The 17,161-nt window shown below is 51.8% G+C and carries 17 protein-coding genes and 1 pseudogene; 13 read left to right on the top strand and 5 right to left on the bottom strand.

Annotation, left to right across the window (positions count from 1 at the left end):
- From L5656_RS06850 to L5656_RS06840, 3 genes and pseudogenes are all read left to right on the top strand, one after another.
- A pseudogene (locus tag L5656_RS06850) lies at nt 1-396 on the top strand (stage V sporulation protein AD); the annotation flags it as partial.
- A gap of 86 nt (nt 397-482) precedes the next feature.
- Nucleotides 483-839, top strand: coding sequence for a stage V sporulation protein AE (spoVAE, locus tag L5656_RS06845; protein WP_297200934.1), 357 nt, complete (start codon nt 483-485; stop codon nt 837-839).
- A 32-nt stretch (nt 840-871) separates the two neighbouring features.
- A complete protein-coding gene (locus L5656_RS06840; RefSeq protein WP_297200929.1) occupies nt 872-2,449 on the top strand; it encodes a spore germination protein in 1,578 nt (525 codons plus the stop codon).
- Here L5656_RS06840 and galU read toward each other — a convergent pair.
- The 5 genes from galU to L5656_RS06815 form a co-directional block, all read right to left on the bottom strand.
- Nucleotides 2,446-3,357, bottom strand: coding sequence for a UTP--glucose-1-phosphate uridylyltransferase GalU (gene galU / locus L5656_RS06835; RefSeq protein ID WP_297200926.1), 912 nt, complete (start codon nt 3,355-3,357; stop codon nt 2,446-2,448). The two genes, L5656_RS06840 and galU, sit on opposite strands and share 4 nt — an antisense overlap.
- Nucleotides 3,358-3,393: 36 nt before the next feature.
- A complete protein-coding gene (gene otsB, locus L5656_RS06830) occupies nt 3,394-4,113 on the bottom strand; it encodes a trehalose-phosphatase (protein ID WP_297200924.1) in 720 nt (239 codons plus the stop codon).
- On the bottom strand, nt 4,106-5,602 hold the full coding sequence (locus tag L5656_RS06825) for an alpha,alpha-trehalose-phosphate synthase (UDP-forming) (protein WP_297200922.1): 1,497 nt from the start codon (nt 5,600-5,602) through the stop codon (nt 4,106-4,108). Before L5656_RS06825 ends, otsB begins: the two co-directional genes overlap by 8 nt.
- A 23-nt stretch (nt 5,603-5,625) precedes the next feature.
- The gene (locus L5656_RS06820; protein ID WP_297200920.1) at nt 5,626-6,825 is read right to left on the bottom strand and encodes a glycosyltransferase family 4 protein; all 1,200 of its coding nucleotides are present in this window, start codon (nt 6,823-6,825) and stop codon (nt 5,626-5,628) included.
- Nucleotides 6,826-6,916: 91 nt separating this feature from the next.
- Nucleotides 6,917-9,079: an amylo-alpha-1,6-glucosidase gene (locus L5656_RS06815; RefSeq protein WP_297200919.1), complete on the bottom strand. Its 2,163-nt coding sequence runs from the start codon at nt 9,077-9,079 to the stop codon at nt 6,917-6,919.
- Nucleotides 9,080-9,221: 142 nt separating this feature from the next.
- Here L5656_RS06815 and lysA point away from each other — a divergent pair, with 142 nt between their 5' ends.
- The 10 genes from lysA to L5656_RS06765 all read left to right on the top strand — a co-directional run bounded on the left by lysA (nt 9,222) and on the right by L5656_RS06765 (nt 17,129).
- Nucleotides 9,222-10,538, top strand: a complete 1,317-nt coding sequence (lysA, locus tag L5656_RS06810; protein ID WP_297200917.1) for a diaminopimelate decarboxylase — start codon at nt 9,222-9,224, stop codon at nt 10,536-10,538.
- Between the two features lie 39 nt (nt 10,539-10,577).
- Nucleotides 10,578-11,207, top strand: coding sequence for a site-2 protease family protein (locus L5656_RS06805; RefSeq protein WP_297200916.1), 630 nt, complete (start codon nt 10,578-10,580; stop codon nt 11,205-11,207).
- Between the two features lie 42 nt (nt 11,208-11,249).
- Entirely contained in the window at nt 11,250-12,236 is a 987-nt protein-coding gene (trpS, locus tag L5656_RS06800) for a tryptophan--tRNA ligase (protein ID WP_297200915.1), read from the top strand.
- Nucleotides 12,237-12,256: 20 nt separating this feature from the next.
- Complete coding sequence (locus tag L5656_RS06795) at nt 12,257-12,994, top strand: segregation and condensation protein A (protein WP_297200914.1); 738 nt, start codon at nt 12,257-12,259, stop codon at nt 12,992-12,994.
- A gap of 5 nt (nt 12,995-12,999) precedes the next feature.
- Complete coding sequence (gene scpB / locus L5656_RS06790; RefSeq protein WP_297200913.1) at nt 13,000-13,536, top strand: SMC-Scp complex subunit ScpB; 537 nt, start codon at nt 13,000-13,002, stop codon at nt 13,534-13,536.
- A gap of 16 nt (nt 13,537-13,552) precedes the next feature.
- Nucleotides 13,553-14,161, top strand: a complete 609-nt coding sequence (locus tag L5656_RS06785) for a DUF2953 domain-containing protein (protein ID WP_297200912.1) — start codon at nt 13,553-13,555, stop codon at nt 14,159-14,161.
- Nucleotides 14,158-14,592 carry a GerW family sporulation protein gene (gene ytfJ / locus L5656_RS06780; protein ID WP_297200911.1) on the top strand — a complete coding sequence of 145 codons (435 nt, stop codon included), beginning with the start codon at nt 14,158-14,160 and terminating at the stop codon, nt 14,590-14,592. The genes L5656_RS06785 and ytfJ overlap by 4 nt, the downstream gene beginning before the upstream one ends.
- Before the next feature lie 61 nt (nt 14,593-14,653).
- On the top strand, nt 14,654-15,862 hold the full coding sequence (locus tag L5656_RS06775) for a D-alanyl-D-alanine carboxypeptidase family protein (protein WP_297200910.1): 1,209 nt from the start codon (nt 14,654-14,656) through the stop codon (nt 15,860-15,862).
- 62 nt (nt 15,863-15,924) lie between these two features.
- Complete coding sequence (locus L5656_RS06770; protein WP_297200909.1) at nt 15,925-16,506, top strand: nucleoside recognition domain-containing protein; 582 nt, start codon at nt 15,925-15,927, stop codon at nt 16,504-16,506.
- 89 nt (nt 16,507-16,595) lie between these two features.
- On the top strand, nt 16,596-17,129 hold the full coding sequence (locus L5656_RS06765) for a spore maturation protein (RefSeq protein WP_297200908.1): 534 nt from the start codon (nt 16,596-16,598) through the stop codon (nt 17,127-17,129).
- The last annotated feature ends 32 nt before the right edge of the window (nt 17,130-17,161 follow it).

The following is a 17,161-nucleotide window of genomic DNA, read 5'->3' as shown; positions in this document are numbered from 1 at the left end:
ATGGCTCCTGCTGCCGTGGACACGTTGGTTCGCCATTTTCAAGATACCGGGCGGACCCCCGATGATTATGACTTGATTATAACTGGCGACCTGGGCCGGGTAGGCAGGGAGTTAGCCTTAAAACTTGCCTCACAAAACGGCTACAATCTAGGGGAAAAATATACCGACTGCGGCCTCTTAATCTATGATTCCGAAAGGCAGGGGACCCATGCGGGCGGAAGCGGGTGCGCCTGCTCCGCGGTAGTATTCGCCGGGCATCTCATGGGCAAGCTTAACGACGGTACCTACAAACGTATACTGGGCATAGGGACCGGTGCCCTTTTGAGCCCCACCTCTACTTACCAGGGAGAATCCATCCCGAGCATTGGGCACGCCGTAGTGATAGAAAGACCATAGCTTGCCTGACCCGAAACTTATCTCCACTGCGCAACAATATGAGGCTAAAGAAACCGGAAAAATTCGAGGTGAAAGGGGAAGCTGCTTTGAGTGTACTCCTGGCTTTCTTAGTGGGTGGAATCATCTGCCTGATAGGCCAGCTCATTATGGATTTAACGCCCTACAAGGTTACCCCCGCCCATGTCCTTGTCGGATTTGTTACCGGAGGAGCTGTCTTAAGCGCGTTGGGGCTGTACCAACCGCTCGTGCAGATAGGCGGAGCCGGGGCCACCATACCTTTAAGCGGCTTCGGACATCTCTTAGCCCAGGGAGCTTTAGCTGCAGTTAAGACCAAGGGATTCCTAGGTGCTTTTTCGGGAGGCCTGCAGATGACGGCCGTGGGCCTTACAGCCGCGATACTGTTCGGATATTTGATGGCCGTTATCTTTAACCCGCGGGGTTAACAGATGAATAATAATTTAGGAGGATAACTTAAATGGCTATAACCGGGGAAGAAGCAAAGGTAGAAAAAAACCTGGAAGCTAACGTAGAGTGGCTAAACAAGGAGCTGGGGGTTAAAGAAAGCTTTGATGTTATCCGGCATGACATTATGTTTGCCGGCCGCCGGGCCAGCCTATTTTACATTGACGGTTTCATTAAAGATGATATCATGTTATACATACTGAGGCGCCTGTCAGAATTAGCAAGGGAAGAGCTGGCGCCTTCTCCTTTTAAGAAAACCCTGGAACAATATATCAACTATATAGAAGTTGACACGTTGGGAGACTTGCACCAGGTAGTAGACAAGGTTCTGGCCGGGGAGCTGGCCCTGGTGGTGGATGGGTTCGAAGAAGTGATAATGATAGATGCCCGCCGATACCCCGTCCGGAATCCCGAGGAGCCTGATCTTGAACGGGTGGTGAGGGGGTCCCGGGATGGCTTCGTAGAAACCCTGCTATCCAACACCAACCTTCTTCGCCGGCGGATACGCGATCCGCGGTTAAGAATAGAAATTCTCCAAGCCGGTAGCCGTTCCAAGACCGATATAGCAGTAGTTTACATTAAAGATATAGCTCACCCAGGATTGGTGGAAAGGGTAAAGAAAAGAATCAAGGCCATCAAAATAGATGGCCTGCCCATGGCGGAAAAATCGGTAGAAGAACTTATCACTCCGGGAAATTGGTGGAACCCCTTTCCCCGCGTAAGATATACGGAAAGGCCGGACGTAGCTGCTGTTCATCTCTTGGAAGGTCACGTCCTGGTTATGGTAGACACATCTCCCAGCGCCATGATCATCCCTGCCACCCTTTTCCATCATCTACAGCATGCCGAGGAATATAGGCAGGCTCCTTTAGTAGGAGCTTTCTTGCGCTGGGTGCGCTTTCTGGGCGTGCTGGTTTCTGTGTTTCTTCCTCCCGTCTGGCTGCTTTTAGCCTTAAACCGCAGCCTTATCCCTCCGGGCCTGGAATGGCTGGGGCCCAAGAAGATTGCGGCCGTTCCCCTTATGTGGCAGTTTCTCCTTGCCGAAGGAGGTATAGATCTTTTACGCATGGCGGCCATACATACTCCCACGGCGTTGGCCACCGCCTTAGGCCTTATAGCTGCCATACTCATAGGGGAAGTAGCCATCGCCGTGGGGCTTTTTAACCCGGAGATTATTCTTTATATGGCCGTGGCTGCCATAGGTATATTCGCTACCCCAAGTTATGAGTTAGGTATGGCCAACACATTGGTACGCATAGCAGCCCTTTTGGCCGTAGGTTTTTGGGGGCTTCCCGGACTGCTAATGGTCCTGATTGGCACCTTTTTGCTTTTGGCGACCACCAAATCCTTTGGTGTGCCCTACCTTTGGCCTTTACTGCCTTGGGACTGGCGATCGCTCAAAACCATTTTAATAAGATCCCCGGTACCTTTGCAAAACTTACGGCCCCCCGCCCTCCATCCCCTTGACGAGGACCGGCAGCCCGCACCGGCCTACAAGCCCTTCTTACGCGAAGGCGGGGCAAGCCTGGAAGAGCGGGTAAGCCGGAGAACATCGCCCCAAGACCAGGATAGCTCACGAGGCAACGGTTAACCTTCCCGGCTGGCCGCTGCTTCCGGAATTTCAAGATGTGCGGCTAGAAGGTTGAGCAAGTACTTCCGGAAAGGTTCGGCCAGGTCCGGGCGCTCCAGGGCGAACTCTACAGTTGCCTGTAAGAAACCCAGTTTATCGCCTACATCATAACGCCGGCCCACAAAGCGGTAAGCATACACGCGGCCCTCACGGGCTAAAATATTCAACGCATCGGTTAGCTGGATTTCTCCCCCGGCCCCCGGAGGAAGGTCGGCCAGGATGGGGAAGACCTCAGGAAGCAATATATAGCGGCCGATTACGGCCAGGTTGGAAGGCGCATCCTGGGGATCAGGTTTTTCTACCAAGCCTTTGACGCGGAAGAGACCGTTGTCAGTATTTCCAACGGGCTCTACAATACCGTAACGCTTTACCTCCTCCTTAGGCACTTCCTGGACCGCCACAATAGCTTGACCCACTTCGTTATAGGCCTGTATCATTTGCTTTAAACAAGGAATATCATTCACAATTATATCGTCTCCTAGGAGTACCGCGAAGGGTTCTTCACCTACGAACTGGCGGGCGCAAAGTACTGCGTGCCCGAGGCCGAGCTGCTCTTTTTGCCTGATATAATGTATATCGGCCAGGTTGGCTACTTGCTCTACCACCTCTAACATTTCAAGATTGTTTTTCTCCCTTAACAGGGTAGAAAGCTCCACAGATAAATCGAAATGGTCCTCAATAGCCCGTTTGTGCTTACCCGTAATTATTAAAAGGGAAGTGACTCCTGAGTGTACCGCTTCCTCTACAATATACTGAATAGCCGGCTTATCTACTATAGGAAGCATTTCCTTCGGCTGGGCTTTTGTAGCCGGCAAAAAGCGCGTACCCCAACCTGCAGCGGGAATAACCGCTTTACGAATGGGAAGCACCTTCTCTACCTCCTTTTCCTGAAAATGGGTTAGGGTTCACTGCAAGAGCTGGGTCAAGAAATCTTCTACCGCAGCCGGCGACGGCAAGTAATAGTCAGCCAGCGTGGGGCGTTTCTCTCCCACCAGTATGGTCAAACCCCGTCCTTTAAGGGTACGAAAGGCATCTTCATCAGTCAAGTCATCACCCAAAAATACAGGGAAGGCAGAGGGGAAAAGGTTTAAAAAATATTCTACAGCTATACCTTTGTGGATACCCCTGATACGTACCTCTATCACTTTATTACCCTTAAGGTATTCCAACTGGTAGGCCTGGACAAGGGGCTGTGTAGAACGGATAAAAGTTTCCACTGTTTCTTTAGCCTCTCCAGGCTTAGCCTGGCGGAAGTGTAAGGCTATGGATTCCTCCTTGTCTTCTACCCAGAAACCTGGAATCCTGGATGCTAACTCTTGTGCAAGGGCACGGATCTCCTCCCAGATGCCTGGAGGAGGGCCCGGAGGGCCCAGTTTAACCTTCAAACGGGGGCCTCCGGCGCTTTGCGCCGGGTGTAAAATTTCCCGGCCGTGCAACCCGGAAAGGAAAAGGTAAGATACAGGAAGGAGGGCGGCCAGCTCCTCCGCCCTACGACCGCTTATTATAGCCACACGTTTTTTTGTATCCCGGCTCAAGCAGCTCAATAGATTAAGGAGCTTTAAAGAAGGCCGAGCATCTTGAGGCTTAGGTGCCAGGGGTACTAGGGTCCCATCGTAATCAAGCATCAATAAAACTTGTGGACGGGAGCGTACTGAAGCTGCTAACGCGCAAATGTCGGCGTACTGCATCTTCTTCTTTTACCTCGCGTTCCTGGAGGGCTCGCTGGAAGTTGGCCAGCCACCAGCGCACATCGAAGCGCCGGACCTGCTCCTGCAATTTTCTTAAGCGCTGTTTTTGCTGCGATACAGGCATAGCCAAGGCAGCCTTAAGGGCCACTACTGTTCCTTCAATATCGTAAGGATTAATTATCACCGCTTCTTTGAGGTCCCGGGCCGCGCCGGCAAAACGGCTTAAGATTAGGACACCCGTGCCGTCTACCCGGCTGGCCACATACTCTTTGGCTACCAGATTTAAGCCGTCTCTCAGTGGTGTAACCATCATAATATCAGCAGCCAAGTAATAGGATACCAGCTCCTGGCGGGGTATCCCTCGCCAGAAATAATGTACCGGGCGGTAGTTACCTTCGCTAAACCGGCCATTTATACGTCCCACCGCTTCCTCCACCTGGCTCCGGAGCTGCTGGTAGGCAGGTACGGCAGTGCGGCTGGGTACGGCGATCTGCAGGAGAGATACCCGGCCCCGCCATTCAGGAGCTTCCTCCAGGAAACGCTCGAAGGCCAGTAGCCGTTCCAGAATACCTTTAGTGTAGTCAAGCCTTTCTACCGCCAGCGCTATGCGTTCTGTACCGATCTGGCGGCGTAGCTCTTCAGCCTGTTTCCGTATCTTAGGGTCGCAAGCCAGTTTTTGAAAGGCTTCGTAGTCAATACCCATGGGCCAGGCCGGGGTGAATATCTTCCGGCCCTGCCACCTTATGGTAAAGGTGTTGTAATCTACGGGGGCTTCAAGGAGCTTATTTACCGCGTGCAGGAAGTTATAGCTATAATCCGGCAGGTGGAAACCTATTACATCGCTTCCCAGAAGGCCACGGAGTATAGCCCGGGCCCAGGGTAGGGTGGCGAAGAGGTCATAATGGGGGAAGGGAATATGCCAAAAGAAAGCTTGCTTTAGTCCTGGTTTATGACGCCTGATAATACCCGGTACTAGGGCGAGATGATAATCATTAACCCACACAATATCTTGGGGGCCGGTTTCAGCTAAAGCGGCCAGGGCAAACTTAAAGTTCACCTGGCGGTAGGCTAACCACTCCGAGTTACTGTAGCGGCACTTTTCTAGGAAGTAGTGGCACAAAGGCCAGAGGGCGCCGTTGGTAAACCCGTGGTAGTAACGGCGGATCTCATCTCCGGTAAGAGGTACCTCGCAGAACAGGTAGGCGGGGTTCTCCGGTGGCACATTAAGCCTTACTCCAGGGGTTTCTGGGGCGGCTGCTTCCCGGCCGCCCCAGGCCACCCAAACCCCTCCTTTTTCTTTAAGGACAGGTTCAACAGCCGAAACCAACCCGCTTATGGCTGGTACCGCCTCAATTTTGCCGTCTATCTCCTTAAGGGTATACGAACCCCGGTTAGATACCAGGACTATCTTCGGTTCCTTAAGCATAAGCGCAAGCCCCCCCTCTACCTTTACCAGTTGCTAGCCTGCTTGAAGCAGGACAGCGCTTCCTGGTAAACCTCCAGGGTGGCTCTAGTCATGGTATCCACCGTGAAGTGTTGCTCTACGTGACGGCGTCCGTTACGTCCAAGGATGGTTGCAACGCCAGGGTTACGAAGGAGGAAGGTGATATAACGGGCTAGTTCCCGGTAGTCGCCTATGCTTGCTAGGAAACCGTTGAAGCCAGGCCGTACAACCTCGGGCATTCCTCCCGCCCGGCTTACGATGATGGGTTTAGCAGTGGCCATGGCTTCCAACATGACCAAACCGAAGGGTTCCTGGAATATAGAGGGGTAAAGGCATACTTCGGCCACTTTATAGATTTCTGGCATCTCTGACCAGGGGAAAAAGCGGATAAAAACGTGATCTTTGAGGTCCAACTCTTCTATAAGTTGGTACATGTAGGCTACTTCCGCGGGCTGTTTTTGACCCCAGTCTACCGTATTCGTGGTTCCAGCCAATACCAGAATAACATCCGGAACTTCCCGGCGGACGAGGTCGAGGGCACGGATACTTAAATCGCAACCTTTAGCCTTGCTCATACGGGCTGGATGGAATATTACACGCCGGCCGCGTAAATTTGGGTAGGTTTGCAGGGCTTTTTGCACTTCTGAAGCAGTGGGGGGATGGAATACCTGCGTGTCAATACCATGGTGCACTACATGTATGCGCTCAGGCGGGTATCCGTTTACCATCAGCTCCTGGCGTATGTAGTGGCTAACGGCGATTACTCTATCCCACCCGCAGGCAAGAGTATTCATTTTCTCCCATAACTCATCTTCCCACACGTTGTGGGCGGTAAGGATCAGGGGCCAGCCATGGCGCTGGCAGATCTCCTGTAGTGCCTTAGCATGGACGTAACTAAAATAATGCATATTATGGGCATGTACTATATCCGGCCGGAAATCCAAAAGGAAGCTTTCCAGTACTTGCCGGATCTCTTGGGCTCTGCTTTCTATAATTTCAGGGTTCAAGGAGTTAAGATCTAGCAGAGGAGAGCGCCGGATAGCCACTCCTCGCCAGGTTTCCTGGTCAGCAGTATCAGGAGCCGTGGCCGTAAGCAAGCTGACCGTATGACCAAGCTGTACCAACCGTGGGCAAAGGAGGGCCAGATGCGACTCCACCCCGCCGATTATAGGGGGGAAGGCCCAGTGTACCATGGCAATACGCATATGCTATTCCTCCCCCTTTATGGAATAAGTTAACACTTTAATTATAATCCAGGAGCACAATGAAAGTCAAGGAAAGGCAGGACCCGCCCTTTCAGGCCTCGATGATGACCCTCACATTGCCCTCCTTTCTTAATACGTGGCAGAAGACTTGCCCTTCCTTTTCCTCAAAGGCTAGATCGATGCGGCTCTGTCCCACTAAGAGATTCCGCACTTCTAGCTTCTTGGCTCCTGGTAAGAGAAGTGGCCGATTAATATATATGGTGTTATCCCGGCAATCTAAACCTAGCAAACTTTGTAAAAAAGAAAAAAGGCTACCTACAGCCCAGGCTTGCGGGTCGCAAGCTATGGGGTAGCGGACGGGTCCTGTTAAACCCCGGCGGGTGAAGCCGCAGAAGAGTTCCGGCCAGCGGTTATAAGAAAAGAAGGCACTGGCCTCGAAAAGCCCGGAGGCCAATTTCTTAAGCTCATGCAGGCAGTTGTAGCGCCTCATACCAGAAGCTATAATGGCATTATCGTGGGGCCATACGGAGCCGTTATGATAACTCATTGGATTGTAGGCTTTTTCCTTCTTGCTCATGGTGCGGATGCCCCAGCCGGAATAGAAATCTTCGGCTAAAAGCCTGCTTGCCACCCGGCGGGCCTGCTCAGGGGATAAAATGCCTGTAAACAATGCGTGGCCACCGTTCGAAACTAAAGTCGTTACGGGTTTTTTATGTCCATCCAGGGCGAAGACGAGATATCCTTCGTCTTCCAGCCAAAAATCACGTATAAACTTCTCCCTTAACTTAGTAGACCGCCGGATGAGGTTGGCGGCTGTTACACCGTCTCCTAACTGCTTAAAAAGGAAGGCCGCCTCATTTAGGGCCAGGTAATAATAAGCTTGTACCTCAACCAAGGCTATGGGTCCAGGCGGTATGTTTCCCTCAGGGTCTACTACGGCATCCCAGGAATCCTTCCACCCTTGATTGGTGAGGCCGGCGGGAGATTCCCGCAGGTACTCCAGATACCCATCGCTGTCCAAGTCTCCGTACCAAGTGCACCAGTAAAGGCAGCGGCGTAAAGGCTCGGTCATTTCCTCCAGCAATTCCTTATCTAAAGTCCAGCGGTAAGTAGCTCCTAGAAGAATGATGAACCAGAGGGTAGAATCAATAGACCCGTAGTAAGGGCTGTGGGGAACCTCCCCGCATTTGGTCATCTCTCCCCGGCGCAGTTCATGGAATATCTTTCCCGGCCTTTCCTCCCGCCACCGGTCCAGGCGCCTCCCCTGGTAGCGGGCTAAAAAGCGGAGGGTATCCTTAGCTATATTAGGATTAAGGATCAGGGTTTGCCAGGAAGTAATAAGGGAGTCACGGCCGAAGGGCGCCGCATACCAGGGGATACCTGCATCCAATATCCTTCCTTCCCCCGGGTAGTCGGTTTGGAGCGCGGCCAGGTCAGTTACCGCTGTTTGCAACATGTTATTTAAAGAAGTGTTATCCGTATAAACCTGCGTACACTCGCGCTCCCACTGGTGGTAGCGGCCGGCCAGCATGATGGTGGCGGCCGAAAAACTCGTACTTATGTGGTCGGGATTTTCCACAATATCCCTGTCCAGGTCGATGCGTAGGTGAAGGTATATCTTCTTTTGAGGGGGTAAGGTTAAGATATAGCGGACCCGTGCGCGTCCGGGCTCAGCCTTTATCTCGTTGGGAGCTGGATCCAGGGAAATGGCTGTAGTGCGTATTTGGCCGTCTAGCCCCCTGTAAGCCAGCTTAATCCCCCAGCGCTTAACTTCGGGGCTTAAAAGTTCACCCCGGCGCTTTCTTATTGTTCCCCGGACTTCAAAGATGTCCCGGTAGTCGGCTCCGAAGATCATATCCAGGGAAACGGTTAAAGGAAACGAATTGAAGTTTATAAGCCGCAAGCGCTGATAGAAAGCATCCTTGATAATCCTCAGCAGGCGCAGGTGCACGGTATGAAGGCGTACCACCTGCCCTGAGGGCAGGGTGAACTCCGGATTGGTGAGCTCTATCTGTGCGAAGTGGCTATCCCGGATGGCAGAAGAAAGATAAATGGGTTTTAACCCGTGAAGATAAAGTTCCAGGCAATCCAGGTATCTGGTGTCGGCGTGGTAGAGCCCTAAGGAGCCCAAACTCCGTCCGGTAATTTCTCCGGTGGGTAGGGAAACCAGGAAGATATTACCTTCTTTTAATACTTCTGTGACCGGTTCGATCTCGCAAGGAGCTATCCTTAAATCCAGATGCGGTTCTCCCACTCGGAAACCTCCTTCCACCAATACTGTTTCCATAAATTTCGACGGTATAAGGTGGTTTCCTGCCAAAGCTACTTTCCTTTTCTGGACAGAAGTCCCTCAGTGGGTTAAAATGTAGATATACTCGGGAAAGGAGAACTGGTGGATGCAGCTGCGCGGCACCATGCGTATCAATGAACGAGGTCATCTCGAGATCGGGGGCTGCGATGTCGTAGATTTAGCCCGGGAGTTTGAAACGCCTTTATACATTTTTGATGAAGACCTTATCCGGGCCAACTGCCGCAAGTTTAAACAAGCTTTTGTTCAGAAGTATGGTAACGCAGAAGTAATTTATGCGGGTAAGGCCTTTTTAACTACCGCTATCTGCCGCATAATAGCCCAAGAGGGATTGGGTTTAGATGTGGTATCTGGTGGCGAGCTGTACACAGCTCTTAAGGCCGGCTTTCCTCCCTCCCGCATTTACTTTCACGGTAACAACAAAAGCAGGCAAGAACTGTTGCTGGCACTGGAAGCCGGAGTAGGCCGGGTGGTGGTGGATAACTTCCTGGAACTCGAAACCTTAAACCGCCTAGCCGTTGAAAGGGGGCAGAGGGTGCCCGTACTTTTGCGGGTCACCCCCGGCATAGAAGCACATACCCATGAATACATCCGGACGGGCCAGATAGACTCTAAATTCGGCTTTACCTTACCAACCGGCCAGGCCCTGGAAGCCGTGCGGAAAACCCGGGAGCTTCCGGGAATAGAATATAAAGGGCTCCACTGCCATATAGGCTCGCAAATTTTCCAAGTAGAGCCCTATCGTTATGCCGCCGAAGTAATGATGGACTTTATAGAAGAAACACTTAAGGATGTAGGGCTTATAACTGAGGAACTTGACTTAGGAGGCGGATTCGGCATAGCCTACGTAGAAGGCGACGATCCCCAACCTATTGAAACCTTTGCCGATACCATCATGGCTACTGTTTACGACGAGGCCGAGAAGAGAAGGTTGAAACTTCCTAAGGTTATTGTTGAACCGGGAAGGTCGATAATCGGGCCGGCGGGGAGCACGGCTTATACTGTAGGTGCCATAAAAGATATACCCGGAGTACGAAAGTACGTGGCCGTCGACGGTGGCATGGCTGATAACATCCGGCCTGCGCTTTATGGCGCCCGTTACGAAGCTATCTTGGCCAATAAAGCAGATGCTCCCGCTACCGAAGTGGTCTCTATAACCGGTAAATGCTGCGAATCGGGAGATATGCTGATATGGGATATTCCTTTACCGCCTGTAGAGCCCGGAGACATACTTCTTATGCCTTGTACCGGTGCTTATGGTTATTCCATGGCCAGCAACTACAACCGCTTAGCCCGGCCGGCAGCGGTTCTGGTAAAGGACGGCCGGGCCGACCTTATCGTGCGCCGGGAAACCTACGAAGACCTATTGCGGTGCGATATCCTGCCTGAAAGGCTTGAGACCTAAGGGCTTGCGGCCAAGAAGAAAGGAGGCTTTTTTTATAACTTGTATTTAGATAGCCTGACAAAACTTTTAGCCGGTATCCCGGCTCTACTGCTGGCTTTAACATTCCATGAGTATGCCCATGGCAAGGTAGCTTATCTTTTAGGAGATCCCACGCCCAAGTACCAAGGGAGACTAACCCTAAACCCCTTAGCCCATTTAGACCCTTTAGGTACCCTGCTCCTTATTGTGGCTGGCTTCGGTTGGGCTAAACCGGTGCAAATCAACCCCTTTTACTTTCAGATGGAACGTCGAAAAGCCATGATGCTGGTGGCCCTCGCCGGTCCCTTGATGAACTTGGTGATAGCTTACCTGGGGGCTGTGGCTTGGAGGATAAGCGGCTTTTGGGGTTGGCAGGGAGATTTTCTGTCCGCCTTCTTTAACTTGTTAGTCGTGTACAATGTAGTTCTAGCTGTGTTTAATCTTCTTCCTATCCCGCCTTTGGACGGCTCAAGGGTTTTAGCCGGGCTAGTTTCGCGGGAAAGCGCAAGTTATATATATGGTCTAGAAACCTTAGGCCCCTTTTTGCTCCTTTTCTTTATTGCCACCGGTATAACCGGGCGTATCATGCAGCCTTTGGTTTCCTTGGTGCTGGACCTTATCCTGCAGGCTAGCAGGCTGACGGTGATATAAAGGAATAAGCATGAGAATAAGTTTTGGAGGTAAGAGCGTATTATGGGACGTAGCAGGATCTTAAGCGGCATGCGGCCTACGGGCCGGCTCCATATCGGGCATCTTATGGTTTTAGAGAACTGGGTGAAGCTGCAAGGGGAGTACGAATGCTTTTATTTTATAGCCGACTGGCACGCTTTAACCACAGCCTACGAGGAAACCGGAGAACTTCAAGAAAATATCCGCAACATGCTTGTAGACTGGTTGAGTGCAGGCCTTGACCCTGAGTTGAGTACTATTTTCATCCAGTCTCATGTTAAGGAACACGCCGAATTACACCTCCTTTTTTCCATGTTTACCCCCCTTTCTTGGCTAGAACGGGTGCCAACGTATAAAGATCAGTTACAGCAGTTAGGGCAGGAGGGTAAGGATGTATCAACTTACGGATTTTTAGGCTACCCCCTCCTTCAGGCGGCGGACATTTTAATCTATAAGGCCGATGCCGTGCCCGTAGGGGAGGACCAATTACCCCACCTGGAGTTTTGCCGGGAGGTAGCCAGAAGGTTTAATTACCTTTATAAGACCCGCCTGTTCCCGGAACCCCAGGCCTTGCTATCTAGGGTACCCCTTTTACCAGGTATTGACGGGCGGAAGATGAGCAAGAGCTACCGGAACGATATCCCTCTTTCGGCTACTCCGGAAGAAGTAACGGAAAGGGTGCGCCTGATGGTTACAGATCCTGCACGGATTCATAAGACGGATCCCGGTCATCCGGAGGTTTGTGTGGTGCACACTTACCATGAGATCTTTAATCCCGACGAGATAGAGGATACCAGGAAGAGTTGCCGGGAAGGAGCCATCGGGTGCGTACCGTGTAAAGCACGCCTGGCGGAAAAGATCAATGCCTACTTAGAACCCGTACGCGAGCGGAGGGAAAAGTTCCTGCGTAACCCGGGGATTTTAGACGATATTGTGGCTCAGGGCTCGGACAGGGCTAGGGCAGTAGCTCGGCGGACTATGGAAGAGGTAAGGGCTGCTATGGGCTTGTAAATAGGGGAGCTGCAGGGCCTATGCCTTACTATATTGAGCTCGACCTGTTTCAGGGTCCTTTAGACCTGCTCCTCATCCTTCTTAAGGAAGAAGCCATATCTTTTTATGCCGTACCCGTAGCGGAGATTTCCGCTTCCTGGATTTATCTTAGCCAGGAGGAAGATATTGATGTCCTGGAGGAATTCCTCCTTTTGGCAGCAGAGATACTGGCCCTTAAGGCCCGGCTCCTTCTTTATCGGCCGGAAGAAGTTCAGTCGGAGGAAGAAAAAGAAGGGGGAGACTCGTGGGCTGAACTCTCCTTAAGGAGACTCGAAGAGTATCGCCTTTTCCAAGAGGCTGCCCAAAAGCTTGCCGAACTGCAAGAGCGTGCTTCTTTAATTTTTACAAGAGCCTTTACGGCCTCGACTGTAACAGAAGCCTTGAGCCCTGTAGATCCTCTTGCAGGTATTACTTTGCCAGACCTAAAGCAGGCCGTCAAATCTGTGCTGGCCCGCTATGAAAGTGCAGGAGAGGCTCGCCTCAAAGCCCAGTACCTGACCAAGCCCCGGATAACCCTTTTAACCCAACAGCGCCTTATCCTTCAGTATTTAAACCGGGCGAAAGGGAAATTGAGCTTTTCCTCCTTCCTCAGCCCCCATCCGACGAGGCTGGAAGTAGTGGCTACCTTTGCGGCTTTATTGGAACTTACCCGGCAAGGGCGTGTGCATATTTATCAAAGAGAACCTTTCGGGGAAATTGAGGTTTGGCTTAAGGGGTGAGCTTGTTGGCCACAGCCTTTAGCCGGAAGAGCAGGGCGGCCCTGGAGTGCCTCCTTTTTGTCAGCAGCAGGCCGGCAAGCCCTGCTGAGCTGGCCCGTGCACTTAAAATCTCGGAAGAAGAAGTAGAAATACTGGTGCAGGAGCTGCAGGAGCTGTACGAAAGGGACGAGCACGGCCTGCAGATACGTAAGGTGGCGGGCGGCTACCAGATGTGCACACGTCCGGAATACGCCTCTTACATTGAAAACTTCCTTAAACCCGAACTTCCTTCCCTTTCCCGGGCCGCTTTGGAAACTTTAGCCATTATCGCCTACCGCCAGCCCATAACTAAAGCAGAAATCGAAAACTTACGGGGAGTTAAAGTAGATGGAGTACTTGCTACCCTTTTAAACCGGGGCCTGGTGAAGGAGGTGGGCCGCAAGGATGCACCCGGCCGCCCCATACTTTACGGTACTACCTCCCTTTTTCTCGAACATTTCGGCTTAAAAAGCTTAGAAGAACTTCCTCCCTTGGAAGAAGTGGCTCCTGCCCGGGAACAATAAAACCGGTGAGTTGAAAGTGCTGGCTTTAAGCCTAGCCATAAGCCTTTTTTGCGGCTTAATTTTGCTTTTGATTTTACCTTTAAAATTAGAGGTGATTTACAAATACGAAGAAGGGACCGGCCTGCTCGACGTCCGGCTTAACTATGGTGGCAAGTCTTTAAATTACCTTTGGCATCCCTTCCCTTACTCCTTTTTTCTTCCCTCCGTAAAGCTCATTTCCGACCGCGGACAGAAACAAGAACCTTTCGTCCTAATTATGAGCCCTCCTCCGGGAGCCCATAAAATTTTAACTTGGATATTCCGCTTCTGGAAGGAGATCCTGTTTAAAACTAAATGCTGTTACTTTTCCTGGGTAACGGAAGTGGGGGCAGGTGATCCTGCTTTGACCGCCTTAGCCACAGGCTTGCTGTGGAACGTAGCCGCTTTTTTTTACCGTAACCTGCGCACTTACACTCGCCTTAAACTTCAACAGCCTGATATAAGGATCCTGCCCTGCTTCGGTGAGGCGCGCTACCGCACTAAACTCCACTGCATATTTATTTTTTCCCCCGGTCATATTATTATCGCCGGAATAAGAACACTCATAGGCAGCACTACCTTGGGGAAGGGGGGCGAAAAAATTTGAGCAACCACCCTATAGAGGGCCTCATGAAGACAGCCATGGAGAGCATTAAGGAAATGGTAAATGTTAACACAGTTGTGGGCGAACCCATCGAAACTCCTGACGGTCTGGTGATCCTTCCCGTTTCCAGGGTGACGTGTGGTTTTGCTGCCGGAGGCTCAGAATACGAACTCGAGGGCCGGGACGGCGGAGGCGGGGGTAATCAAGCGGTGCCCTTTGGTGGGGGGAGCGGTGCGGGAGTATCGGTACAACCTGTAGGCTTTCTGGTAGTGGGCAAGGATAAGATCCGCCTTTTACCCGTAGATGCTAATACAGCAGTAGAACGCTTGATAGATTTAACTCCGCAGGTACTAGATCGCATCCAGGAGATCTTGGGACGTAAAAAAGGAGACACTGTAACCAAGGAAACCATGACTATCCTGCGACCTCAATAGCCTTAGAAGGAGGAAATTTGCGCCCAGCGGCGAATAATAGCAGCCTGGGGTGAAAGATAAGATGGATTTTGTCTTCTTTAATCCCCGCAGGCTGGCTGTTGGGCTATCTTTGTGCCTTCTTTTCATCTGCGCAGTTCCCGCCCTGCCGGCTGAAGGCTCACCACGGGAACCTCAAATTGAGGCTAAGAGCGCGGTACTTATGGATGGCCTAACTGGCCAGGTGCTCTGGAGTAAAAACCCCCATGTGCGACTACCACAGGCCAGTACCACTAAAATCACCACGGCCATTGTAGCTTTAGAGAGGGGCAACCTATCGGATGTAGTTCGGACAAGTCGAAGGGCAGCTCAAGTTGGAGAAGCGGCCGTATATTTACAAGAAGGGGAAACCCTCACCCTGGAAGAATTGCTTTACGCCCTTCTTTTGCGTTCCGCCAACGATGCCGCTGTAGCCATTGCTGAACACATAGGCGGTACAGAGGAAAATTTTGTGGCCCTCATGAACCAAAAAGCCCGAGAGATAGGGGCGCGGGATACTCATTATGTAAATCCCCACGGTTTGCACGCTCCGGGGCACTATTCCTCAGCCTATGATTTAGCCCTCCTTGCCCGCTATGCGTTGAACATACCTAAATTTAGAGAAATAGTAGCCACGCGGGAAAAGGTGATTCCTTGGCCGGGGAAGCCCTGGGATAGGTTGCTGGTCAATACCAACCAGCTACTATGGGGTTATAACGCCTACCCTGGAGCAGATGGTGTAAAGACCGGCTATACCCGGGAGGCCGGACAAGTACTGGTAGGGTCGGCTACCCGGGAAGGGCGACAGCTTATAGCCGTAGTCATGCATTCACCTAACATGTACCGCGAGATTAGAGAGCTTCTCGACTACGGATTTAACCACTTTAAGTATGAGGTTTTGGCGGGAGAGGGAGAAGTTATAACCCAGGCGCCTGTTGAGGGCTCCCTAGCAGGTACGGTGCCTTTAGTTACAGCCCGCCCGGTCGTGGCTGCCGTCCCCCGGGAAGGGCAACCGGTATGGGAGAAGGAGGTAAACCTTCTGCCCGAGATCAAGGCTCCCCTTAGAAAAGGGCAGAAGCTGGGGGAGTTAACCTTTATATTAAAAGGCCCTAAAACCCTTCCCGAAGGAGCTCAAGGGCAAAGCGTAACTGTGGATTTAGTTGCGGCCCGGGATGTACCACAAAGGCCCTGGTGGGTCGCTTTCCTGCAGGGGTTCCTAAGCGTCTTTAACTTCCCCTGGATTCGCTTAATTTAAGTTCTATATTTTCCCAGCCCTTCATAAGGTTACTACAGGTAACCTAAGGAGGGCGTGCTGGGATGGTAAACCTGGTATGGTTAGCCATGCTTTTAGCCGGTATAATAGTGGCTGCAAGCCAGGGGAAGATAGAAGTGGTTACCTCCGCCTCTCTGGAGGCGGCCCGTACAGCGGTGAATTTAGCTTTAGAACTGGTAGGGCTTATGGCTCTTTGGCTGGGGCTTTTAAGGATAGCCGAAGAAGCGGGGCTGGTAAGACTTCTGGCCCGCGCACTTAAACCCTTGACCCGTATTTTATTTCCGGAACTTCCGCCAGATCACCCTGCCTTGGGAGCCATCCTTATGAATTTAAGCGCCAATATTTTAGGGCTGGGTAATGCCGCCACTCCCTTTGGACTTAAAGCCATGCAGGAACTTCAAAAGCTTAACCCGTCCCCGGAAGAAGCCACCCCTGCCATGTGTACTTTTTTGGGATTAAATACCGGTTGCATCACCCTACTTCCGGCCACCATCATCGGTATCCGGGCAGCAGCCAATTCTACAGATCCCACCATTATCGTAGGGCCTACAATTTTATCTACCGGCGCCAGCATGCTGGCCGCCATTCTGGCCGACCGCCTTTTCCGCAGGGCTACCTTGAGATAGCGGACCTCGGCGTTAAGAAAGCGCGTTGATAACATTTAAGTTGGCCTCGCGCGGCTTCGTGTCCTAAAACAAAGGGGGCCTTTGTGCTAATGACTGGCTTGATACTTGAACTTTCCCGGTGGGCTATTCCCTTCCTTCTGTTTTTTATCCCGAGTTTGGGGTTCCTCCGCGGGGTACGGGTTTATGAGGCCTTTGTGGCGGGGGCGGAAGACGGGTTCAAGGTAGCCGTAAAGATAATTCCCTTTTTGGTAGGCATGCTGGTGGCCATAGGTGTGTTTAGGGCTTCAGGAGCCATGGATCTCCTGGCCCATGCTTTAGATCCCGTGTTGCGACTGGCAGGTATCCCCGGCGAAGTCCTCCCCTTGGCCATCTTAAGACCCTTATCCGGTGGCGGTGCCTTAGGTGTAGCCGCCGAACTAATAAGCGAGTATGGTCCGGACTCCTTCATCGGTCGTCTGGCTTCCGTCATGCAGGGAAGTACCGATACTACTTTCTACGTCCTTACCGTATACTTCGGGTCCGTAGGCATCCGGCGTTACCGCTATGCCTTGGCCTTGGGATTAATAGCCGATGTCTCCAGTCTCCTGGCCGCCGTGGCTATCTGCCGGATAATGTTTGGGTAAAGCAGAATAAACCGTGTCAACCCTCAAAGCAT

Source organism: Thermanaeromonas sp. (assembly GCF_021890735.1).
Lineage (GTDB): Bacteria > Bacillota > DSM-521 > Neomoorellales > Neomoorellaceae > Thermanaeromonas.
This window is presented reverse-complemented; position numbering and strand designations above follow the sequence as displayed.

Excerpts from the sequence above, each read along its gene's own strand:
- L5656_RS06840 (WP_297200929.1), top strand. The coding sequence starts at position 872 with ATGGCTATAACCGGGGAAGAAGCAAAGGTAGAAAAAAACCTGGAAGCT.
- otsB (WP_297200924.1), bottom strand. The coding sequence starts at position 4,113 with ATGCTTGATTACGATGGGACCCTAGTACCCCTGGCACCTAAGCCTCAA.
- L5656_RS06825 (WP_297200922.1), bottom strand. The coding sequence starts at position 5,602 with ATGCTTAAGGAACCGAAGATAGTCCTGGTATCTAACCGGGGTTCGTAT.
- L5656_RS06820 (WP_297200920.1), bottom strand. The coding sequence starts at position 6,825 with ATGCGTATTGCCATGGTACACTGGGCCTTCCCCCCTATAATCGGCGGG.
- lysA (WP_297200917.1), top strand. The coding sequence starts at position 9,222 with ATGCAGCTGCGCGGCACCATGCGTATCAATGAACGAGGTCATCTCGAG.
- trpS (WP_297200915.1), top strand. The coding sequence starts at position 11,250 with ATGGGACGTAGCAGGATCTTAAGCGGCATGCGGCCTACGGGCCGGCTC.
- L5656_RS06795 (WP_297200914.1), top strand. The coding sequence starts at position 12,257 with ATGCCTTACTATATTGAGCTCGACCTGTTTCAGGGTCCTTTAGACCTG.
- L5656_RS06775 (WP_297200910.1), top strand. The coding sequence starts at position 14,654 with ATGGATTTTGTCTTCTTTAATCCCCGCAGGCTGGCTGTTGGGCTATCT.
- L5656_RS06770 (WP_297200909.1), top strand. The coding sequence starts at position 15,925 with ATGGTAAACCTGGTATGGTTAGCCATGCTTTTAGCCGGTATAATAGTG.
- L5656_RS06765 (WP_297200908.1), top strand. The coding sequence starts at position 16,596 with ATGACTGGCTTGATACTTGAACTTTCCCGGTGGGCTATTCCCTTCCTT.